We start from the raw sequence: 16973 nt of genomic DNA on the forward strand, positions 1-16973 counted from the left end.
ATGCCACGCGTGCTCCTCATAGAAGACGACCCCTCGGTGCGCGAAGGGGTCGAGCTCGGGCTGCGGCGACGCGGCCACGAGGTGCGGGCGGCCGGGACCGGCGAGGCCGGACTCGCCTCGCTGAAGGCCTTCCAGCCCGAGCTGGTGCTGCTCGACCTGATGCTGCCCGGCATGAACGGCGTCCAGGTCTGCCGCCGGATACGCGAGACCAGCCAGCTGCCGATCATCATGCTCACCGCGCGCGGCGACGACTTCGACGTGGTGGTCGGCCTGGAGGCGGGCGCCGACGACTACATCGTCAAACCCGCCCGCACCGAGGTCATCGAGGCCCGCATCCGGGCGGTACTGCGCCGCCTCGCCGACCCGGCCGCGGTCCGTCCCGGCCCCGAGTTCCACGGCGAGCTCGCCCTCGACCGGGCCGGGCTCACCGCCGCCAAGAACGGCGAACGGCTCGCGCTGGCCCCCTCCGAACTGAAGCTCCTGCTCCACCTCGCGGCCTCGCCCGAGCAGGTCTTCAGCCGCCAGCAACTCCTCGAATCGGTGTGGGAGCACAGCTACCACGGCGACGCCCGCCTGGTGGACGCCTGTGTACGGCGGCTGCGGCAGAAGCTCGGCGACACCTCGGGCCCTGACGGAGCCCCCCGCTACATCCAGACCGTACGCGGCTTCGGCTACCGGTTCGGGCCGCTGTGAGGTTCCCGGCCCGCCGCACCCCGCGCCTGGGGTTGCGGGGCCGGCTGATCGCCGCGTTCCTCCTGGTGGCCGCGGTCAGCGCGGTCACCACGGCGGCCCTCACCTACCAGTCGGCGCGCTCGGCCATCCTCCAGCAGGCCCAGGACCAGGCCGTCGACCAGTTCCGCGAACAGATCGCCCAGCAGTACTTCGCGCTGCCCACCTCCACCGCGGCGATGAAGAACGTCTGCCAGTCACTGGCCCGGGCGGGCAAGCCGCGCCCCTGGTACGTGTTCGCCGAGTACGGCAGCCTGCGCGCGTCCTCCACCATGCGGCCCACCTCCACCGTGATCACCGACGACCTGCGCCGGCAGACCCACGCCAACGCGCACGGCTCGTTCCAGCGGGTCGTGCAGGACGGCACCCCGTACCTGACCATCGGCATGCCGGTGATGTTCGAGCGGAGCGGCGTCCAGCAGCGCACCGGGGTCTACCTGTACGCCGTGATGGATCTCCGGCCCGAGGGCGTCACCATCCAGGCCATGGTCTCGGCGGCCAAGAACGGCGCGCTGCCCGCCCTCGCCGTCGCCGTGGTGCCCGCCCTGCTCGCCGCGCGCAGCGTGCTGCGGCCGGTGCGCGACCTGCGCCGGGCCGCGAGCAGCATGGGCAAGGGCAGGCTCGACACCCGGATCGAGGTCAAGGGCTCGGACGAACTGGCCGACCTGGCCTGGACGTTCAACGAGTCGGCCGAGGAACTGGAGCGCTCCGTCGAGGAGTTGCAGAAGGCCGAGGCGCGCGCCCGGCGCTTCGCCGCCGACGTCTCGCACGAGCTGCGCACCCCGCTGGCCGGCATGCTCGCGGTGACCGAGGTGCTCGACGAGGACGCCGACGGGCTCGACCCGGACACCGCGCGCGCCGTGCGCCTCATCTCCGCCGAGACCGGCAAGCTCGCCACACTCGTCGAGGACCTGATGGAGATCTCCCGCTTCGACGCCAAGGCCGCCGAGCTCAACACCGACGAGGTCGACGTCGCCGAGACCATCCGCAAGACCCTCCAGCGGCGGCGCTGGGAGGACCGTGTGATCACCGAACTCCCCGACGGCGTACGGGCGATGATCGATCCCCGGCGCTTCGACATCGTGGTGGCCAACCTCGTCGGCAACGCGCTGCGGCACGGTGCGGAGCCGGTGACCGTGCGGCTGCGCCCGGGCGCGGGGCAGGGGCCCCTGGTCGTGGAGGTCGCCGACCGCGGTCCTGGCATCGACGCGGCGGTGCTGCCGCACATCTTCGACCGCTTCTTCAAGGCGGACGCGGCCCGTACCCGTTCGGCGGGCAGCGGCCTCGGCCTCGCGATCACCCTGGAGAACGTCCGGCTGCACGGCGGCACCGTGAGCGCGGCGAACGCGCCGGACGGCGGAGCCGTCTTCACGGTCGAGCTGCCCACCGGTCTCCTCGCGCCGGCGTCCGCGGAGGCGGCGCGATGAGACCGAGGACGACCGGGCCCCGTGCGCTGGCCGCGCTCGCCCTGCTGTCGGCCGGTCTGCTCGCCGCGGGCTGCGGCATCCAGTCCACCGATGTCATCGCGGTGGGCGGGCCCGCGAGCGTGCAGGCGTTTCCGCCCGACGACGGCTCCACCGTGCTCTACTTCACGGGCCCCGACGGGCTGATGCCCGTGGTCCGCCCCGGCGGCCACCGGCCGCCGCTGCCGCTGCTCTTCGCGGGCCCGGACCAGGACGAGCAGGCGGCCGGGCTCCGCACCGAACTGCCCCCGGCCAAGGGCGCGTTGAAGCTGGGCGTGTCCGAGGGCGGGGTGACGGTCGCGCTCGGCCAGGACGTCACAGGGCTCACCCCCACCGCCCAGCGGCAGATCGCCTGCACCGTCCTCCAGGCGGTTTCGCGGGGCGCGCGGCTGAGGGTGACGATCACCGGCTCCGGCGGCCCGAGCTCGCTGAGCCCGCTGGGCTGCCCGCTCTGAGGAGGCGTCGGTGCGTCCACGGGACTGTTGACTTCAATTCAGTAAACCCATGGGTAACACTCTGGCGCGCGGCCCGGCGACGGGCCAAGCTCTGCGTGTGGAGAATTCAGCCAGCCCAGCGCAGCCGGCGGCCCGCCCGGTCGTCCTGCGGCTGCGGCGCACTCTGATCTGGGTCCCGCTCGCCGCGATCGCGGTGGCCGTGCTCTGGTGCGTCGCCGCCGCCTCCGTCTTCGACGGGCCGAACGGCGGCTTCGCGGGCCCGGTGATGGCCGTCTCGGGCGTCGCCGTCCTGGTCGCCGCGGCCACCTTCGCGGGCTATCTGGTGCGCCCGCTGCGGATCGACGTGGACGCCGACGCCCTCACCGTGCGGCTGCCGACCTGGCTCGCGGGTCGCATCGACTGGGACGACGTCACCGCCGTGACCGCCCTCGCGGTGCGGACCGGGACCCGGGTGCGCCGCTTCCTCGTCGTGGACCTGCGCTCGCCCGCGCTTCCCTACATCAGCCGCCCGCGGTCGATGTACCGGCGCCTGGCGCCCGCGCTCGGCCGCGCCGAGCACGCGCACGGGCTCTGCTTCGAGGAGCAGGTCTTCGACTTCGACGCGGCCGAACTGCTCGGCGTGGTGGCCGCGTTCGCGCCCGACGAGGTCGCCGTCGAGAACCGCACGGTGGAACCGGCCGACAGTCCCTGGGAGTTCTGACCGGCTTCTTGCCTCGTGGCAGGGCGAGCGCCACCGTGTACGCGTACGTCTCGCACGCCGACAGCACCACCGCGAGTCCGTACGCCGACGACCGCTGCCCCGGAACCGGAGTGCCCATGGCCCCCTTCACGCTGCCCCATACGCTGCACGGCGACGGCGCCCACCGGGTCGTCGCCGTGCACGGCTGGCTCGCCGACCGCGGCGACTACGCGGCCGTCCTGCCCGATCTCGACGCCGCCGCCTTCACCTACGCCTTCGTCGACCTGCGCGGCTACGGCGAGGCCAGGGACGCACCCGGCGCCTACACCACCAGCGAGGGCGCCGAGGACGTCCTGGCGCTCGCCGACCGGCTCGGCTGGCACCGCTTCTCGCTGATCGGGCACTCGATGGGCGGCGCGGTCGTGCAGCGCGTCCTGGCCGCCGCCCCCGACCGGGTGCGGCGCATGGTCGGCATCTCGCCGGTCCCGGCGAGCGGGATGCCGATGGACGAGGCGACCCGCGAACTGTTCACCGAGGCCGCCGAGCACCCCGCCCGGCGCCGGGCCATCATCGACCTCACCACCGGGGGCGAGCGCCCCGACGCCTGGCTGGACCGGATGACCCGGCGCTCGGTGGAGCGCAGCGACCCCAAGGCGTTCCGCGCCTGGCTCGACTCGTGGTCGGGCGAGGACTTCCACGAGGAGACCGAGGGCTCGCCGGTGCCCGCCCTCGCGGTGACCGGCGCGCTCGACCCGGCCCTCAACGCCACGTTCCTGCGCGCCACCTGGCTGCGCTGGTATCCGGCGGGACAGCTCGTGGAACTGCCCCATGCCGGGCACCACGCCATGGACGAGGCGCCGCTCGACCTGATCCGCACCGTCGAGGACTTCCTGCGGGCGGATCATGTCTGACCGTGCCCACCATGGCTGAACCACCCGACGTCTTCGACCCCCGGCTGTACGCGGCCGGGCCCCCGTACGCCGCCTACCGCGAGCTGCGCGAACACCGGCCGGTCGCGTGGCAGGCGGAGCCCGAGGTGCTGGGCTGGCCGGCCGGACCCGGCTTCTGGGCGGTCACCCGGCACGCCGACGTCGTACGGGTCCTCAAGGACGCGGGCACTTTCTCCTCGGCGCTCGGCGCCACCCAGATCCGCGACCCCGACCCGGCCGACCTGCCGTTCATCCGCCGCATGATGCTCAACCAGGACCCCGCCGCGCAGGCGCGGCCGCGCCCCGGCGAGGGAGGAGGCCAGGATCACGGGAGGCTGCGCCGACTGGTGAGCCGGGCCTTCACGCCCGGCCGGGTCGACCGCTTCGAGGCGCTGGCGCGCGAGCGGGCCCGGGCCCTGCTCGGCGCGGCCCGCGACGGCGCGGAGGACGGCGTGTTCGACCTGGTCGCCGACGTCACCGACGACTACGCGCTGCTCAACCTCACCGACCTGCTCGGGGTGCCGCCCGGCGACCGGGGCCTCCTGCTGGAGTGGACCGAGCGCGTCATCGCCTACCAGGACCCGGACGAACCATCGGTCCTCGGCCCCGACGGGCGGCCGGTCAACCCGCGCTCGCCCGCGATGCTGGCGGAGATGTTCGCGTACGCCCAGCAGCTCGCCGCGTACAAACGCGCGTGTCCGGCGGACGACATCATGACCTCGCTCGCCCACTGCGAACTCGCCGACGCCGAGCTGGAGATGTTCTTCTTCCTGCTGACGGTGGCGGGCAACGACACCGTGCGCGCGGCGGCGCCGGGCGGATTCCTCGCGCTCGCCGAACACCCCGGCGAGCAGGCCAGGTTGAGAGGGCGTCAGGTTTCCGTGGACACCGCGATCGAGGAGCTCCTGCGGTGGCATCCGCCGGTGCTGAGCTTCCGGCGGACCGCCCGCCACGCCACCGTCCTGGCCGGGCAGCTCCTCGCGGCCGGGGACAAGGTCGTCGTCTTCCACGCCTCCGCCCACCGCGACGAGCGCGTCTTCGCCGAGCCGGACCGCCTGGACCTGGCCCGCGGCCCCAATCCGCACGTCGCGTTCGGCGACGGGCCGCACGTCTGCCTCGGGGCCCACTTCGCGCGGCTGCAACTGCGGGTCCTGCACGAGGAGGCGCTGCGCCTCCTGCCCGCCGCCGAACTCGCGGCCCCGCCGCGCCGTCTCGTCTCCAACTTCATCAACGGCGTCAAGTCCCTCCCGTTGAGGGTCGGTTAGCCGCCCGCGCGGTGGGAGGTGCGGACCACGGGGGCCGGTTCCTGGGCGGCCCGGGTGACATCGGCGACGACCTCCACGACATCGGGGCCGTACGCCTGCGAGTTGACGACCTTGAGGAGCAGGCAGAACGACGTGTTCCCGTGCTTGCGGGCGAGCTTCTCGGCGTTGCGGGCCAGATAGCGGGTGGCCGCCTGGTTGGTGATCGCGGACTGGCCGCAGAAGAGGAAGACGGGACGGGAGTCCCGGCCGGGTGTGACCCGGGCCAGGATCACGTACTCGACCACCCCGTTCTCCAGCCGATAGCGCTCCGAGCCGATCTGGAAGGCGCCCCGGTCGGGGGTCGGCTCGGGGTCCACGTTCATCGTGACACCGGGCAGCAGCGAGGCGAGGTGGGCCGCCATCCGGCGGTTCGAGTAGGGCCCGCCCAGGCAGAACTCGGTGCGTTCGCCGAAGCCCTGCTGTGCCAGGTCGTGCTGGATGATCTGGGCGTGCGCTCCGCAGTCCTTGATGAGCGAGGAGAGTTCGAGCAGCGCGAACACGTCGAAGCGGTGCACGGACCCCTCGTGCCCCGCGGCCCGGTTGACGACCAGCAGGCACTCGGAATGGGTCGGCAGCCCGAAGAACGCCTGCTTGCGGCGGAGTCTGCGCTTCCAGAGGTAGGTGCGGGTGAGCCAGCCGAAGGCGGCGCTTATGCCCGCGGCCACCACGCCGAGGACGATGTTGCGTACGTCGTCGTTCATGGGCGGGCATGCTAGCGGGAGTTCGCCCCCGTGTTCGACGTGCTCATGACGTGAGCCCGGGGACGGCGTTACGCTGCGCGGAGTTTCGCCTACGGAGGTATGCATGCGTCGTCCTGCCGCCCGCACCCTGTCCCTCCTCGCCGCGGCGGCCGCGGTGGCTGCCTCGGTCGCCGCCGCCCCGCCCACCACGGCCGCGCCCCCGGGTCGCACCCCCGCCAAGGTGCCCGAGGCCGTCGGCTACGGGGGAGCGGTCTCCAGCGTGGACGCGGACGCGTCCGCCGCGGGCCTGGAGGTCCTCAAGAACGGCGGCAACGCGGTGGACGCGGCCGTCGCCACCGCGGCGGCCCTCGGCGTCACCGAGCCGTACTCCTCGGGCATCGGCGGAGGCGGCTACTTCGTCTACTACGACGCCGCGTCCCGCTCCGTGCACACCCTCGACGGCCGCGAGACCGCGCCGGCCTCGGCCACCTCCTCGCTCTTCCTGGAGAACGGCAAGCCGCTGCCCTTCGCGGACGCGGTGACCAGCGGGCTCGGCGTCGGCACCCCGGGCACCCCGGCCACCTGGGACCGTGCGCTCGACGCCTGGGGCAGCAAGCCGCTGCGCACGCTCCTGAAGCCGGCGGAGCGGCTCGCCCGCGACGGGTTCACCGTCGACGACACCTTCCGCGCGCAGACCAGGGACAACCAGGCCCGGTTCGCCGACTTCCCCGACACCGCCAAGCTGTTCCTGCCCGGCGGGCAGCTCCCGGTGGTCGGCTCCACCTTCAAGAACCCCGATCTGGCGCGCACGTACGAGGAGTTGGGCCGCGAGGGCGTCGACGCGATCTACCGCGGCGACCTCGGCGAGGACATCGTCCGCACGGTCCGCAAGCCGCCGGTCGACCCGAAGTCGACCCGCAAGGTGCGCGCGGGCGACCTGACCGAGAAGGACCTGCGCGGCTACGAGGCGAAGTTCCAGGCCCCCACCAAGGTCGGCTACCGCGGGCTCGACGTCTACGGGATGGCCCCCTCCACCTCCGGCGGCACGGCGGTCGGCGAGGCGCTCAACATCCTGGAGAACACCGATCTGTCCAAGGCCTCGGACGTGCAGTTCCTGCACCACTACATCGAGGCGAGCCGTATCGCGTTCGCGGACCGGGGCCGCTGGGTCGGCGACCCGGACTTCGAGAACGTGCCGGTCAAGGGCCTCCTCTCGCAGCGCTTCGCCGACTCGCGGGCCTGCCTGATCAAGGACGACGCGGTCCTCACCAGCCCGCTCGCGCCCGGCGACCCGCGCCATCCGGCGGCGTGCGGGACAACGGGCCCGGCGGCCGAGACGACGTACGAGGGCGACAACACCACGCACCTCACGGTGGCCGACAAGTGGGGCAACGTCGTCGCGTACACCCTCACCATCGAGCAGACCGGCGGCAGCGCCATCACCGTGCCGGGCCGCGGCTTCCTGCTCAACAATGAGCTGACCGACTTCTCCTTCGCCCCGGCGAACCCGGCCGTCCACGACCCGAACCTGCCGGGCCCGGGCAAGCGGCCGCGCTCCTCCATCTCGCCGACGATCGTGCTCGACCGGCACGGCAAGCCGGTGCTCGCCCTCGGGTCGCCGGGCGGCGCGACCATCATCACCACCGTGCTCCAGACCCTGATCAACCATCTGGACCGGGGGATGCCGCTGGTCGACGCGATCGCGGCGCCGCGCGCCAGCCAGCGCAACGCGGCCAGGACCGAGCTCGAACCCGCTCTCTACAGCAGCCCCTTGAGGGCCCGGTTGGAGGCGCTCGGCCACGCGTTCTCGCTGAACCCCGAGATCGGGGCGGCGACCGGGGTGCAGCGCCTGCCGGACGGGCGCTGGCTCGCCGCGGCGGAGAAGGTGCGGCGCGGTGGCGGCTCGGCGCTGGTGGTCCATCCGAGTGGAAAGCAGTAGCCCCGGCCGACGTTGCCCAAGAGGCCCATGGACCCCAGCCTGAACGGCCGGGAACCGTGCGCCTCTTGTCGCGCGGGGGGTGATGCGGCCATGGCGAGAGGGAAGATCGTCCGCACAACGGGTAAGGGATTTTTCCTGACAGAAGGGTCCCCCTGTGCGTACCAGAACGTTCGCCCTCGCCGCCTCGTCCGGCGCCGCCCTGCTCGCCACCGTGGCGCTCCCCGCCACCGCCCAGGGCGGCCACGCCTCCCACGCGCCCGCCAGGGCGGACGAGGGTTCGGTCAGCGCGGCCGCGCTCCTCGCCAAGGTGAAGACCTGCGACCAGATCTCCCACGGCAGGTACAGGACGCACACCGGGACGTCGGCCACCGTCCCGGTCTGCGGCACGAACGGGGCCGTGTTCTGGAAGGCCGACCTCGACGTCGACTGCGACGGGCAGATCACCACGGCCTGCAACAGGAGCACCGACCCGTGGTTCCAGCCCGAGACCCGCTTCCACCAGTCGAACGGCAAGCCGCTGAGCGCGGAGAAGCTGCCGTACGTGGTGGTGCCGAGCCCCAGCCCGATCTGGGACTACGCCTCGGCGGGCATCAAGGGGGGCGGTGTGGTCGCCGTCGTCTACAACGACAAGGTCGAGTACGCGGTGGTCGGCGACACGGGCCCCAGCGCCGTGATCGGCGAGGCGTCGTACGCCACCGCCAAGTCGCTCGGCATGGACCCCGATCCGAGGACGGGCGGAGCCGAGTCGGGCGTCACGTACATCCTGTTCAAGAACTCCCAGGTCGAGCCGATCGAGAGCCACAGCGCGGCGGCGGCCCTCGGCGCGGGCCTCGCCCAGCGGTTCCTGGCGAGCAACTAGACGTACCCGTCAACGGGCGTGACGGGCCGCGGCGCCCGTACCCCGGGGGAGCGGGCGTCGCGGCCGGTCGTCCGGCGGGCCCGGCGCTAGACCCGGGTCAGGACGCGGGGACCGGCGTGGGTGATGGCCACCGTGTGCTCGGCGTGCGCGGCCCGCGCGCCGCTGGATGTGCACAGCGTCCAGCCGTCGGCCGCCGCGTAGTACTCGTCGCTCCCGTCGGCGATCAGCATCGGCTCGATCGCGAGCACCATCCCGTGCCGCAGCACCATGCCCCGCCCGGCGCGCCCCTCGTTGGGCACGCCCGGGTCCTCGTGCATGTGCCGGCCGATGCCGTGGCCGGCGAACCCGTCGGGGATGCCGTAGCCCGCGCCGCGGCAGACCCGGCCGATCGCGTGCGCGATGTCGCCGATGCGGTTGCCGACGACCGCGGCCGCGATCCCGGCGTCCAGGGCCCGGAACGCCGTCTCGACGAGCCGTACGTCCTCGGGCCGGGCGCGGCCCACCGTGAAGCTGATCGCCGAGTCGCCGGCCCAGCCGTCGAGCACGGCCCCGAAGTCGACGCTGACCAGGTCGCCGTCGCGCAGCCGGTAGCCGTCCGGGATGCCGTGCACGATCGCGTCGTTGACGGAGACGCAGGCGGTGGCCGGGAAGGGGACGGGCGCGAACTCGGGATGGTAGTCGAGGAACGGCGACGTCGCGCCCGCCTCGACCAGGATCTCCCGCGCCGCGGCGTCGAGTTCGGTGAGGCTGACGCCGACGGCGGCCGCCTCCTTCGCCGCGGCCAGGGCCCGGGCGACCACACGGCCCGCCTCGCGCATCGCATCCATCTGGGTATCGCTCTTGATCTCCACCATTCCAATTACTATACCGGTATTTGAATGGGGTCGGTGCGGCGGGCGGGTCCGGAGGTGATCAGAGGGCCTCCAGAACGGTCGCGTTGGCGAGGCCGCCCGCCTCGCACATGGTCTGCAGCCCGTAGCGCGCGCCGCGTTCGCGCAGCGCGTGCACCAGGGTGGTCATCAGCCGGGTGCCGCTCGCGCCGAGCGGGTGGCCCAGCGCGATCGCGCCGCCGTGCACGTTGACCTTGGCCGGGTCGGCGCCGGTCTCCTGCTGCCAGGCCAGGACCACGCTCGCGAACGCCTCGTTGACCTCGAAGAGGTCGATGTCGCCGAGGTCGAGGCCCGCCCTGCGCAGCACCTTCTCGGTCGCCGGGATGATCCCGGTCAGCATCAGGACGGGGTCGGAGCCGGTCACGGCGAAGCTGTGCAGCCGCGCGACCGGGCGCAGCCCGAGACGGGCCGCCGTCTCGCTGGAGGTGATGAGGACCGCGGACGCGCCGTCGTTGACCGGGCTGCTGTTGCCCGCCGTCACCGACCACTCGATCTGGGGGAAGCGCTCGGCGAAGGCCGGGTCCACGAACGAGGGCCTGAGCCCCGCGAGGATCTCGGGGCTGGTGGCCGGGCGCACCGACTCGTCCCGAGTGAGCCCGGCGATCGGCGCGGTCTGCGCCGCGAAGAGGCCGTCCTCCCAGGCGCGCGCGGCCTTGTGGTGCGAGGCGGTGGCGAACTCGTCCATGCGCTCGCGCCCGATCGACCACTTGGCCGCGATGAGTTCGGCGCTGATCCCCTGCGGCACCAGCCCCTCGGGGTAGCGCGCGGTGACGCCTGGCCCGAACGGGTCCGCGCCCGCGGGCACGTTGGACCACATCGGCACCCGGCTCATCGACTCGACCCCGCACGCCACGACCAGGTCGTACGCGCCCGACATCACGCCCTGCGCGGCGAAGTGCACGGCCTGCTGCGAGGAGCCGCACTGGCGGTCGACCGTCGTCGCGGGCACGGAGTCCGGGAACCCGGCCGACAGCCAGGCGTACCGCGTGGTGTTCATGGCCTGCTCGCCGACCTGGTCGACGGTGCCGCCGATGACGTCGTCGACGAGGGCCGGGTCGATGCCGCTGCGCTCCACGAGGGCGCGCAGGGTGTGGGCCAGCAGCTCGACCGGATGGGTCCCCGACAGGGCCCCGCCCGGCTTCCCCCTGCCGATCGGTGTGCGTACGGCTTCCGCGATCACGGCGTCACGCATGATGCGCTCCCTCGGCTCTACTCGTGAGTAGGTTGGAAAACTGGACTCACTCTAGCCCGGTGAGTAGGAAAATCCAACGGACCCCGTCCGGCTCGATTACCGTGGGCGCATGAACGTGTCCGAGCAGCCGCAGCACCAGCCCCGCCCGAGCGCCGCCCGTGCCCCGAGGGGCAAGAACCCCCGGCCCTGCTCGATCGCCGACGCCCTCGGGGTGGTCGGCGAGAAGTACTCCCTGCTCGTGCTGCGCGAGGTCTTCTTCGGTGTCCACCGCTTCGACGCGATCGCCAAGAACACCGGGGCGCCCCGCGACATCCTCACCACCCGGCTGCGCACCCTGGTCGACGCGGGCGTCCTGGAGCGCACCCTCTACAGCGAGCGCCCGGCCCGCTACGAGTACCGCGCGACGCGGGCCGGCCAGGAGCTGCGCCCCGTCCTGCTGATGCTGATGAACTGGGGCGACCGCCACCTCGCGGACGTGCCGCCGACGGTGTGGCGGCACAAGTGCGGGGCCGACCTCGACCCCACGGTGGTCTGCCGCTGCTGCGGCGAGGAGGTGCGCCGGGCGGACACGACCGTACGGTTCCAGGCCCCGGGCTGGTCCGCCCTCGGCCCCGAGTGACGCCCCAGGTCTGCTGGGCGGACCGGGTGCCGTCCAAGGCGCCGGGTCTAGAATCGCGGCATGGTCCGCACTCCACTCACCCCCGAAGAGCGCGAACGCGGCGAGCGGCTCGGCCGGTTGCTGCGCTCGGCGCGGGCCGACCGCAGCATGGCGGATGTCGCGGCCGCCGCGGGCCTCTCCGCCGAGACCCTCCGCAAGATCGAGACGGGCCGCGCCCCGACCCCCGCGTTCTTCACCGTGGCGGCCCTCGCCTCGGTCCTCGGCCTGTCCATGGACGAGATCGTGAGCGACTGCGCGATGCCGCCCGCGGTCGCCGCGTGACACTTGCCCGACCCCGGACGCCGAGGCGGGCGGCCCGCACCGTGGTGCGGGACGCGCTCGGCGCGGTGTTCCTGCTGCGCTACGACAACAAGGAGGTCGGCCCGCACTGGGCGCTGCCCGGCGGCGGCCTCGACCCGGGGGAGTCCCCGCGCGAGGGCGCCCGGCGCGAGCTGCGCGAGGAGACCGGCTGGCACGACGTCGAACCGGGCCCGCTGCTGTGCACCTGGACCCACGACTTCACCCGCGCCGGGACCACCGTCCGCCAGCACGAGCACATCTACCTCGCCGACGCCCCGGGGCCCCGGCGCGAGCTCGGCCCCGAGGTCGCGGCCGACCACCTCGCGGACGGCATACTCGGCTCGCGCTGGTGGAGCCCGGCGGAACTGCGCCGCACGGACGAACAGATCTGGCCGCCCACCCTGCACGAACTGCTCGACGGCTGGTCGCCCGGCGCTCCCGCGGCCGATCTGGGCCACGTGCCCGCGCGGAGCCGTTCGGACGCGTCCGGCTGAGACCGCCTCGGCATGCCGCGCCCGACCGGCGCCCCGGCTCGCCCGGCGCTCCCGCGACCGACCTGGGCCACGTGCCCGCGCGGAGCCGTTCGGACGCGTCCGGCTGAGACCGCCTCGACATGCCGCGGCCGACCGTCACCCCGCCAGGAGGCGTGCCCCGGCTGCCTGTTCGGCGCAACAGATCCTGCGCGGACGCGGGCCCGGAGCGACCGTGGGAGCGTGGTCAATCCGTCTCATTCTCCCCGGGGGCGCCGCCGCCCCCTGCGGGCGGCCGCCGTCGCGGCCCTCGGTGCCCTCGCCCTGCTCGCCGCCTGCACCCCCCGGCCGCACGTCTCCACCGCCTCCGCCGTGGGCAGCGCGGACCCCGCGACCCTGGTCTTCCATCACCCCGGCGTGGTCGTCGGCAGGAGCCAGCTCGACACGGTACGGGCGAGGGTGCGGGCCGGTCAGGAGCCGTGGAGCTCGGCGTACGAGCAGATGCGGACCAGCCGTTACGGCTCCCTGCGCTACACCCCGCACCCTGCCGAGGTCGTCCCGTGCCCGCCGAACGCCGGGCCGCCCGCCTGCCTGGCCGAACGCGAGGACGCCATCGCCGCCTACACCCAGGCGCTGCTGTGGACCGTCAACGGCAACGAGGCCCACGCCCGTAAAGCCGTCGAGATCATGGACGGCTGGGCCCGGGTGGTGAAGCGGCACACCGAGGGCAACGCCGACCTCCAGACCGCCTGGGCGGGATCGTCGTGGGCGCGGGCGGCCGACATCGTGCACGCGGGCTACCCGCAGTGGCAGGCCCCGGCCGTGCAGCGCTTCAAGTGGATGCTGCGCAAGGCGTACCTGCCCGCCGTGACCGCCAAGGTCCCCGACTACAACGGGAATTGGGAACTCGCGATGACGGACGCGGCCATCGGCATCGCCGTGTTCGTCGAGGACCGGCAGGTCTTCAAGGACGCCCTGGACCGCTACCGGGCGCGCGTGCCCGCCTACTTCTACCTCGCCTCGGACGGCAGGCTGCCCAAGGCGCCGCCCGGCGGCTCGATGAACACCCCGGACCAGCTGGCGACGTACTGGTTCGGCCAGCGCACCTACGCGGACGGGCTCGGCCAGGAGACCTGCCGCAACTTCCTGCACATCGGGTACTCCCTCGCGGCGTCCGGCCACATCGCCGAGACGGCCTGGCAGCAGGGCGTCGACCTGTACGGGCCCACGGCCGGGCGATTGGCGGCGGCCCTGGAGTTCCACGCCCGCTACCAGCTCGGCGCGCGGGTCCCGCCCTGGCTGTGCGGCGGCAAGGTCGACCGGACGCTGGGCCCGGACGTCGAGGTGCTGCTCAACCACCTGGAGAACCGCCTGCACAAGGCGCTGCCCCAGACCCGCAGGCTCGCCGAGCAGCAGCGTCCGGCCGGCACCGACGACCTCTTCGTCGCCTGGGAGACGCTGACCCACGCGCAGAACCCCGGGGCGGCCGTGTAGCCGAAAAGAGCCGCCCCTTTCCGGACGTATTCAACAGAACGTTGAAGATCGGGGATTGGGCGGCCGGCGGGCCTGGGCATGGAGCGTGCAATGGACACGACCAGCCCGCGCGGGCCGAAGCACCCTGCGCGGCGGCCCACCGCCGCCGCCTTCTTCGACGTGGAGGGCACCCTGCTCGCCGTGCCGGACCTGGCCGGGGCCACCGGGCCGCTCGGCCGGCTGTGGCACCCGCCGGTCCTCGCCGCGCTCCACGACCACGCCGCGCGCGGCCACCTCGTCGTGCTGGTCGCGCGCGCGAGCGCGGCCGAACTCGAACCGGTCGCCCGCCACCTCGCGCCCGACGCCGTGCTCTGCTCCCGGCCGCGGGCGCCCATGCTCGGCCAGGGCAAGGGGTACGCCGTCCGCGCCCTGCTGCGCGACCGCGGCATCCTGGCCGCCCACTGCTACGCGTACGCGGACGAGGCGGCGGACCTGCCGCTCCTGGCCGAGGTCGGCCATCCCGTGGTGGTGGGTGACGACCCGGTCCTGCTGCGCCACGCGCGGCGCGGCGTCTGGGACCGCCTGCCGGGGCCCGCTCCCCACGACAGGTGACACGGCGTCAGGTCCCGGCCTGGTCCATCCGGGGTTGACCTGTGACGCCGCAATCAGCCTCGCCGTGACGGCGATGGTCTTGCCACGGTGCGTGACGCGCCTTACGGTCTCATCCACACACGGATCTACGCGTGTGGATTTGGCTGGCTGACGACCCGTCGAAGGAGCAGCTCATGGCCAACGTCGTGCGCGCCGCACTGGTCCAGGCGACCTGGACCGGCGACACCGATTCCATGATCGCCAAACATGAGGAGCACGCCCGCGAGGCGGCCCGCCGGGGCGCGAAGATCATCGGCTTCCAGGAGGTCTTCAACGCCCCCTACTTCTGCCAGGTGCAGGAGGCCGAGCACTACCGCTGGGCCGAGCCCGTCCCGGACGGCCCCACCGTCACCCGGATGAAGGAACTCGCCCGCGAGACCGGGATGGTCATCGTCGTCCCGGTCTTCGAGATCGAGGGCGAGGGCTTCTACTACAACACCGCCGCCGTCATCGACGCCGACGGCAGCTACCTCGGCAAATACCGCAAGCACCACATCCCCCAGGTCAAGGGCTTCTGGGAGAAGTACTACTTCAAGCCGGGCAACCTCGGCTGGCCCGTCTTCGACACGGCCGTCGGCAAGGTCGGCGTCTACATCTGCTACGACCGCCACTTCCCCGAGGGGTGGCGCCAACTCGGCCTCAATGGCGCCCAGTTGGTGTACAACCCTTCGGCCACCTCGCGCGGTCTCTCCGCCTACCTCTGGCAGCTGGAGCAGCCCGCGTCCGCCGTCGCCAACGAGTACTTCATCGCCGCGATCAACCGGGTCGGCCGCGAGGAGTACGGAGACAACGACTTCTACGGGACGAGCTACTTCGTCGACCCGCGCGGCCAGTTCGTCGGCGAGGTGGCCAGCGACAAGGAGGAGGAACTCCTCGTGCGCGACCTCGACTTCGGCCTCATCGAGGAAGTCCGCCGGCAGTGGGCGTTCTACCGAGACCGCCGTCCCGACGCCTACGAAGGCCTGGTGAAGCCGTGAACCGACCCCTCCACGAACGCCACAGGTCCGTCCTGCCCGACTGGCTCGCGCTCTACTACCAGCGGCCCCTGGAGATCACCCACGGCGAGGGCCGCCACGTCTGGGACGCCGACGGCAACAAGTACCTCGACTTCTTCGGCGGCATCCTCACCACGATGACCGCCCACGCCCTGCCCGAGGTCACCAAGGCCGTCGCCGAACAGGCCGGGCGGATCATCCACACCTCGACCCTCTACCTCAACCGGCAGATGGTCGAACTCGCCGAACGCGTCGCCCAGTTGTCCGGCATCCCCGACGCCCGGGTCTTCTTCACCACCTCCGGCACCGAGGCCAACGACACCGCTCTGCTGCTCGCGACCGCCTACCGGGGCTCCAACCAGATCCTCGCGATGCGCAACAGCTACCACGGCCGCTCGTTCAGCGCCGTGGGCATCACCGGCAACCACGCCTGGTCCCCGACCAGCCTCTCGCCGCTCCAGACGCTGTACGTGCACGGCGGCGTCCGCGCCCGTGGCCCGTACGCGCACCTCAGCGACAGCCAGTTCATCGAGGCCTGCGTCGCCGACCTGGAGGACCTGCTCGGCCACACCCGGAACGTGGCCGCCCTGATCGCCGAACCCATCCAGGGGGTCGGCGGCTTCACCTCGCCGCCCGACGGCCTGTACGCCGCGTTCCGGGAGGTCCTCGACCGGCACGGCATCCTGTGGATCACCGACGAGGTGCAGACCGGCTGGGGCCGCACCGGCGACCACTTCTGGGGCTGGCAGGCCCACGCGCGCAGCGGCCCGCCCGACCTGCTCACCTTCGCCAAGGGCATCGGCAACGGCATGTCCATCGGCGGCGTCGTCGCCCGCGCCGACGTCATGAACTGCCTGGACAGCAACTCCATTTCGACCTTCGGCGGCTCCCCGGTCACCATGGCGGCCGGCCTCGCCAACCTCACCTACCTCCTGGAACACGACCTCCAGGGCAACGCCCGCCGCGTCGGCGGACTGCTCATCGAGCGGCTGCGCGCGATCGGCGCCCAGCTTCCCGTCGTCCGCGAGGTGCGCGGCCGGGGACTGATGGCCGGCATCGAGCTGGTCAAGCCCGGCACCGACGAGGCCCACCCCGAAGCCGCGGCCGCGGTCCTCGAAGCCGCCCGCGAAGGCGGCCTCCTCATCGGCAAGGGCGGCGGCCACGACACCAGCGTGCTGCGTGTCGCCCCGCCCCTCACGCTCACCGTCGCCGAGGCCGAAGAGGGCGCGGCGATCCTCGAACGCGCCCTGCGCACCGTGTAGTTCACCCAGCACACGCACATGTACGTGTACGAAAGGGAGCTCCAC

Annotated in this window: 18 protein-coding genes; 15 read left to right on the forward strand and 3 right to left on the reverse strand. The window is 72.9% G+C overall.

The window, feature by feature from the left end; translation table 11 throughout:
• The 6 genes from DT019_RS09125 to DT019_RS09150 all read left to right on the forward strand — a co-directional run bounded on the left by DT019_RS09125 (nt 1) and on the right by DT019_RS09150 (nt 5520).
• Nucleotides 1-693 carry a response regulator transcription factor gene (locus DT019_RS09125; protein ID WP_114036201.1) on the forward strand — a complete coding sequence of 231 codons (693 nt, stop codon included), beginning with the start codon at nt 1-3 and terminating at the stop codon, nt 691-693.
• Complete coding sequence (locus DT019_RS09130) at nt 690-2156, forward strand: sensor histidine kinase (protein ID WP_114036202.1); 1467 nt, start codon at nt 690-692, stop codon at nt 2154-2156. The genes DT019_RS09125 and DT019_RS09130 overlap by 4 nt, the downstream gene beginning before the upstream one ends.
• The gene (locus DT019_RS09135) at nt 2153-2647 is read left to right on the forward strand and encodes a hypothetical protein (protein WP_114036203.1); all 495 of its coding nucleotides are present in this window, start codon (nt 2153-2155) and stop codon (nt 2645-2647) included. The genes DT019_RS09130 and DT019_RS09135 overlap by 4 nt, the downstream gene beginning before the upstream one ends.
• 97 nt (nt 2648-2744) lie before the next feature.
• On the forward strand, nt 2745-3347 hold the full coding sequence (locus DT019_RS09140) for a hypothetical protein (protein WP_114036204.1): 603 nt from the start codon (nt 2745-2747) through the stop codon (nt 3345-3347).
• A gap of 116 nt (nt 3348-3463) precedes the next feature.
• Entirely contained in the window at nt 3464-4237 is a 774-nt protein-coding gene (locus DT019_RS09145) for an alpha/beta fold hydrolase (RefSeq protein WP_114036524.1), read from the forward strand.
• An 11-nt stretch (nt 4238-4248) separates the two neighbouring features.
• The gene (locus DT019_RS09150) at nt 4249-5520 is read left to right on the forward strand and encodes a cytochrome P450 (protein WP_114036525.1); all 1272 of its coding nucleotides are present in this window, start codon (nt 4249-4251) and stop codon (nt 5518-5520) included.
• Here DT019_RS09150 and DT019_RS09155 read toward each other — a convergent pair.
• On the reverse strand, nt 5517-6260 hold the full coding sequence (locus DT019_RS09155; protein WP_114036205.1) for a hypothetical protein: 744 nt from the start codon (nt 6258-6260) through the stop codon (nt 5517-5519). The genes DT019_RS09150 and DT019_RS09155 overlap by 4 nt on opposite strands.
• Before the next feature lie 103 nt (nt 6261-6363).
• Here DT019_RS09155 and ggt point away from each other — a divergent pair, with 103 nt between their 5' ends.
• Both ggt and DT019_RS09165 read left to right on the forward strand, forming a co-directional pair.
• The gene (ggt, locus tag DT019_RS09160) at nt 6364-8178 is read left to right on the forward strand and encodes a gamma-glutamyltransferase (protein WP_114036206.1); all 1815 of its coding nucleotides are present in this window, start codon (nt 6364-6366) and stop codon (nt 8176-8178) included.
• Nucleotides 8179-8332: 154 nt separating this feature from the next.
• Complete coding sequence (locus DT019_RS09165; protein WP_114036207.1) at nt 8333-9037, forward strand: glycoside hydrolase family 75 protein; 705 nt, start codon at nt 8333-8335, stop codon at nt 9035-9037.
• Nucleotides 9038-9123: 86 nt separating this feature from the next.
• Here DT019_RS09165 and map read toward each other — a convergent pair whose 3' ends face one another.
• A complete protein-coding gene (gene map / locus DT019_RS09170) occupies nt 9124-9891 on the reverse strand; it encodes a type I methionyl aminopeptidase (RefSeq protein WP_114036208.1) in 768 nt (255 codons plus the stop codon).
• A 58-nt stretch (nt 9892-9949) separates the two neighbouring features.
• On the reverse strand, nt 9950-11119 hold the full coding sequence (locus DT019_RS09175) for a thiolase family protein (protein WP_114036209.1): 1170 nt from the start codon (nt 11117-11119) through the stop codon (nt 9950-9952).
• Between the two features lie 109 nt (nt 11120-11228).
• On the opposite strand from DT019_RS09175, the gene DT019_RS09180 reads away from it, so the two are divergent.
• From DT019_RS09180 to DT019_RS09210, 7 genes are all read left to right on the forward strand, one after another.
• Nucleotides 11229-11738 carry a winged helix-turn-helix transcriptional regulator gene (locus DT019_RS09180; RefSeq protein WP_114036210.1) on the forward strand — a complete coding sequence of 170 codons (510 nt, stop codon included), beginning with the start codon at nt 11229-11231 and terminating at the stop codon, nt 11736-11738.
• Nucleotides 11739-11798: 60 nt separating this feature from the next.
• Entirely contained in the window at nt 11799-12059 is a 261-nt protein-coding gene (locus DT019_RS09185) for a helix-turn-helix domain-containing protein (RefSeq protein ID WP_114036211.1), read from the forward strand.
• Nucleotides 12056-12571: an NUDIX hydrolase gene (locus DT019_RS09190; protein ID WP_411292694.1), complete on the forward strand. Its 516-nt coding sequence runs from the start codon at nt 12056-12058 to the stop codon at nt 12569-12571. The genes DT019_RS09185 and DT019_RS09190 overlap by 4 nt, the downstream gene beginning before the upstream one ends.
• 219 nt (nt 12572-12790) lie before the next feature.
• Entirely contained in the window at nt 12791-14041 is a 1251-nt protein-coding gene (locus DT019_RS09195; RefSeq protein WP_223279366.1) for an alginate lyase family protein, read from the forward strand.
• 90 nt (nt 14042-14131) lie between these two features.
• Complete coding sequence (locus DT019_RS09200) at nt 14132-14632, forward strand: haloacid dehalogenase-like hydrolase (RefSeq protein WP_189389357.1); 501 nt, start codon at nt 14132-14134, stop codon at nt 14630-14632.
• Nucleotides 14633-14805: 173 nt separating this feature from the next.
• Entirely contained in the window at nt 14806-15648 is an 843-nt protein-coding gene (locus tag DT019_RS09205) for a nitrilase-related carbon-nitrogen hydrolase (protein WP_114036214.1), read from the forward strand.
• Nucleotides 15645-16928, forward strand: a complete 1284-nt coding sequence (locus tag DT019_RS09210) for an aspartate aminotransferase family protein (protein WP_114036215.1) — start codon at nt 15645-15647, stop codon at nt 16926-16928. Before DT019_RS09205 ends, DT019_RS09210 begins: the two co-directional genes overlap by 4 nt.
• Nucleotides 16929-16973: the final 45 nt, after the last annotated feature.

Source organism: Streptomyces sp. SDr-06, from assembly GCF_003324565.1.
Taxonomy (GTDB): Bacteria; Actinomycetota; Actinomycetes; order Streptomycetales; family Streptomycetaceae; genus Streptomyces.

Bases quoted from the DNA above. Each gene is read 5' to 3' on its own strand.
- ggt (WP_114036206.1), top strand. From the start codon at position 6,364: ATGCGTCGTCCTGCCGCCCGCACCCTGTCCCTCCTCGCCGCGGCGGCC.
- map (WP_114036208.1), bottom strand. From the start codon at position 9,891: ATGGTGGAGATCAAGAGCGATACCCAGATGGATGCGATGCGCGAGGCG.
- DT019_RS09205 (WP_114036214.1), top strand. From the start codon at position 14,806: ATGGCCAACGTCGTGCGCGCCGCACTGGTCCAGGCGACCTGGACCGGC.
- DT019_RS09185 (WP_114036211.1), top strand. From the start codon at position 11,799: ATGGTCCGCACTCCACTCACCCCCGAAGAGCGCGAACGCGGCGAGCGG.
- DT019_RS09180 (WP_114036210.1), top strand. From the start codon at position 11,229: ATGAACGTGTCCGAGCAGCCGCAGCACCAGCCCCGCCCGAGCGCCGCC.
- DT019_RS09135 (WP_114036203.1), top strand. From the start codon at position 2,153: ATGAGACCGAGGACGACCGGGCCCCGTGCGCTGGCCGCGCTCGCCCTG.
- DT019_RS09200 (WP_189389357.1), top strand. From the start codon at position 14,132: ATGGACACGACCAGCCCGCGCGGGCCGAAGCACCCTGCGCGGCGGCCC.
- DT019_RS09125 (WP_114036201.1), top strand. From the start codon at position 1: ATGCCACGCGTGCTCCTCATAGAAGACGACCCCTCGGTGCGCGAAGGG.
- DT019_RS09175 (WP_114036209.1), bottom strand. From the start codon at position 11,119: ATGCGTGACGCCGTGATCGCGGAAGCCGTACGCACACCGATCGGCAGG.
- DT019_RS09155 (WP_114036205.1), bottom strand. From the start codon at position 6,260: ATGAACGACGACGTACGCAACATCGTCCTCGGCGTGGTGGCCGCGGGC.
- DT019_RS09145 (WP_114036524.1), top strand. From the start codon at position 3,464: ATGGCCCCCTTCACGCTGCCCCATACGCTGCACGGCGACGGCGCCCAC.
- DT019_RS09150 (WP_114036525.1), top strand. From the start codon at position 4,249: ATGGCTGAACCACCCGACGTCTTCGACCCCCGGCTGTACGCGGCCGGG.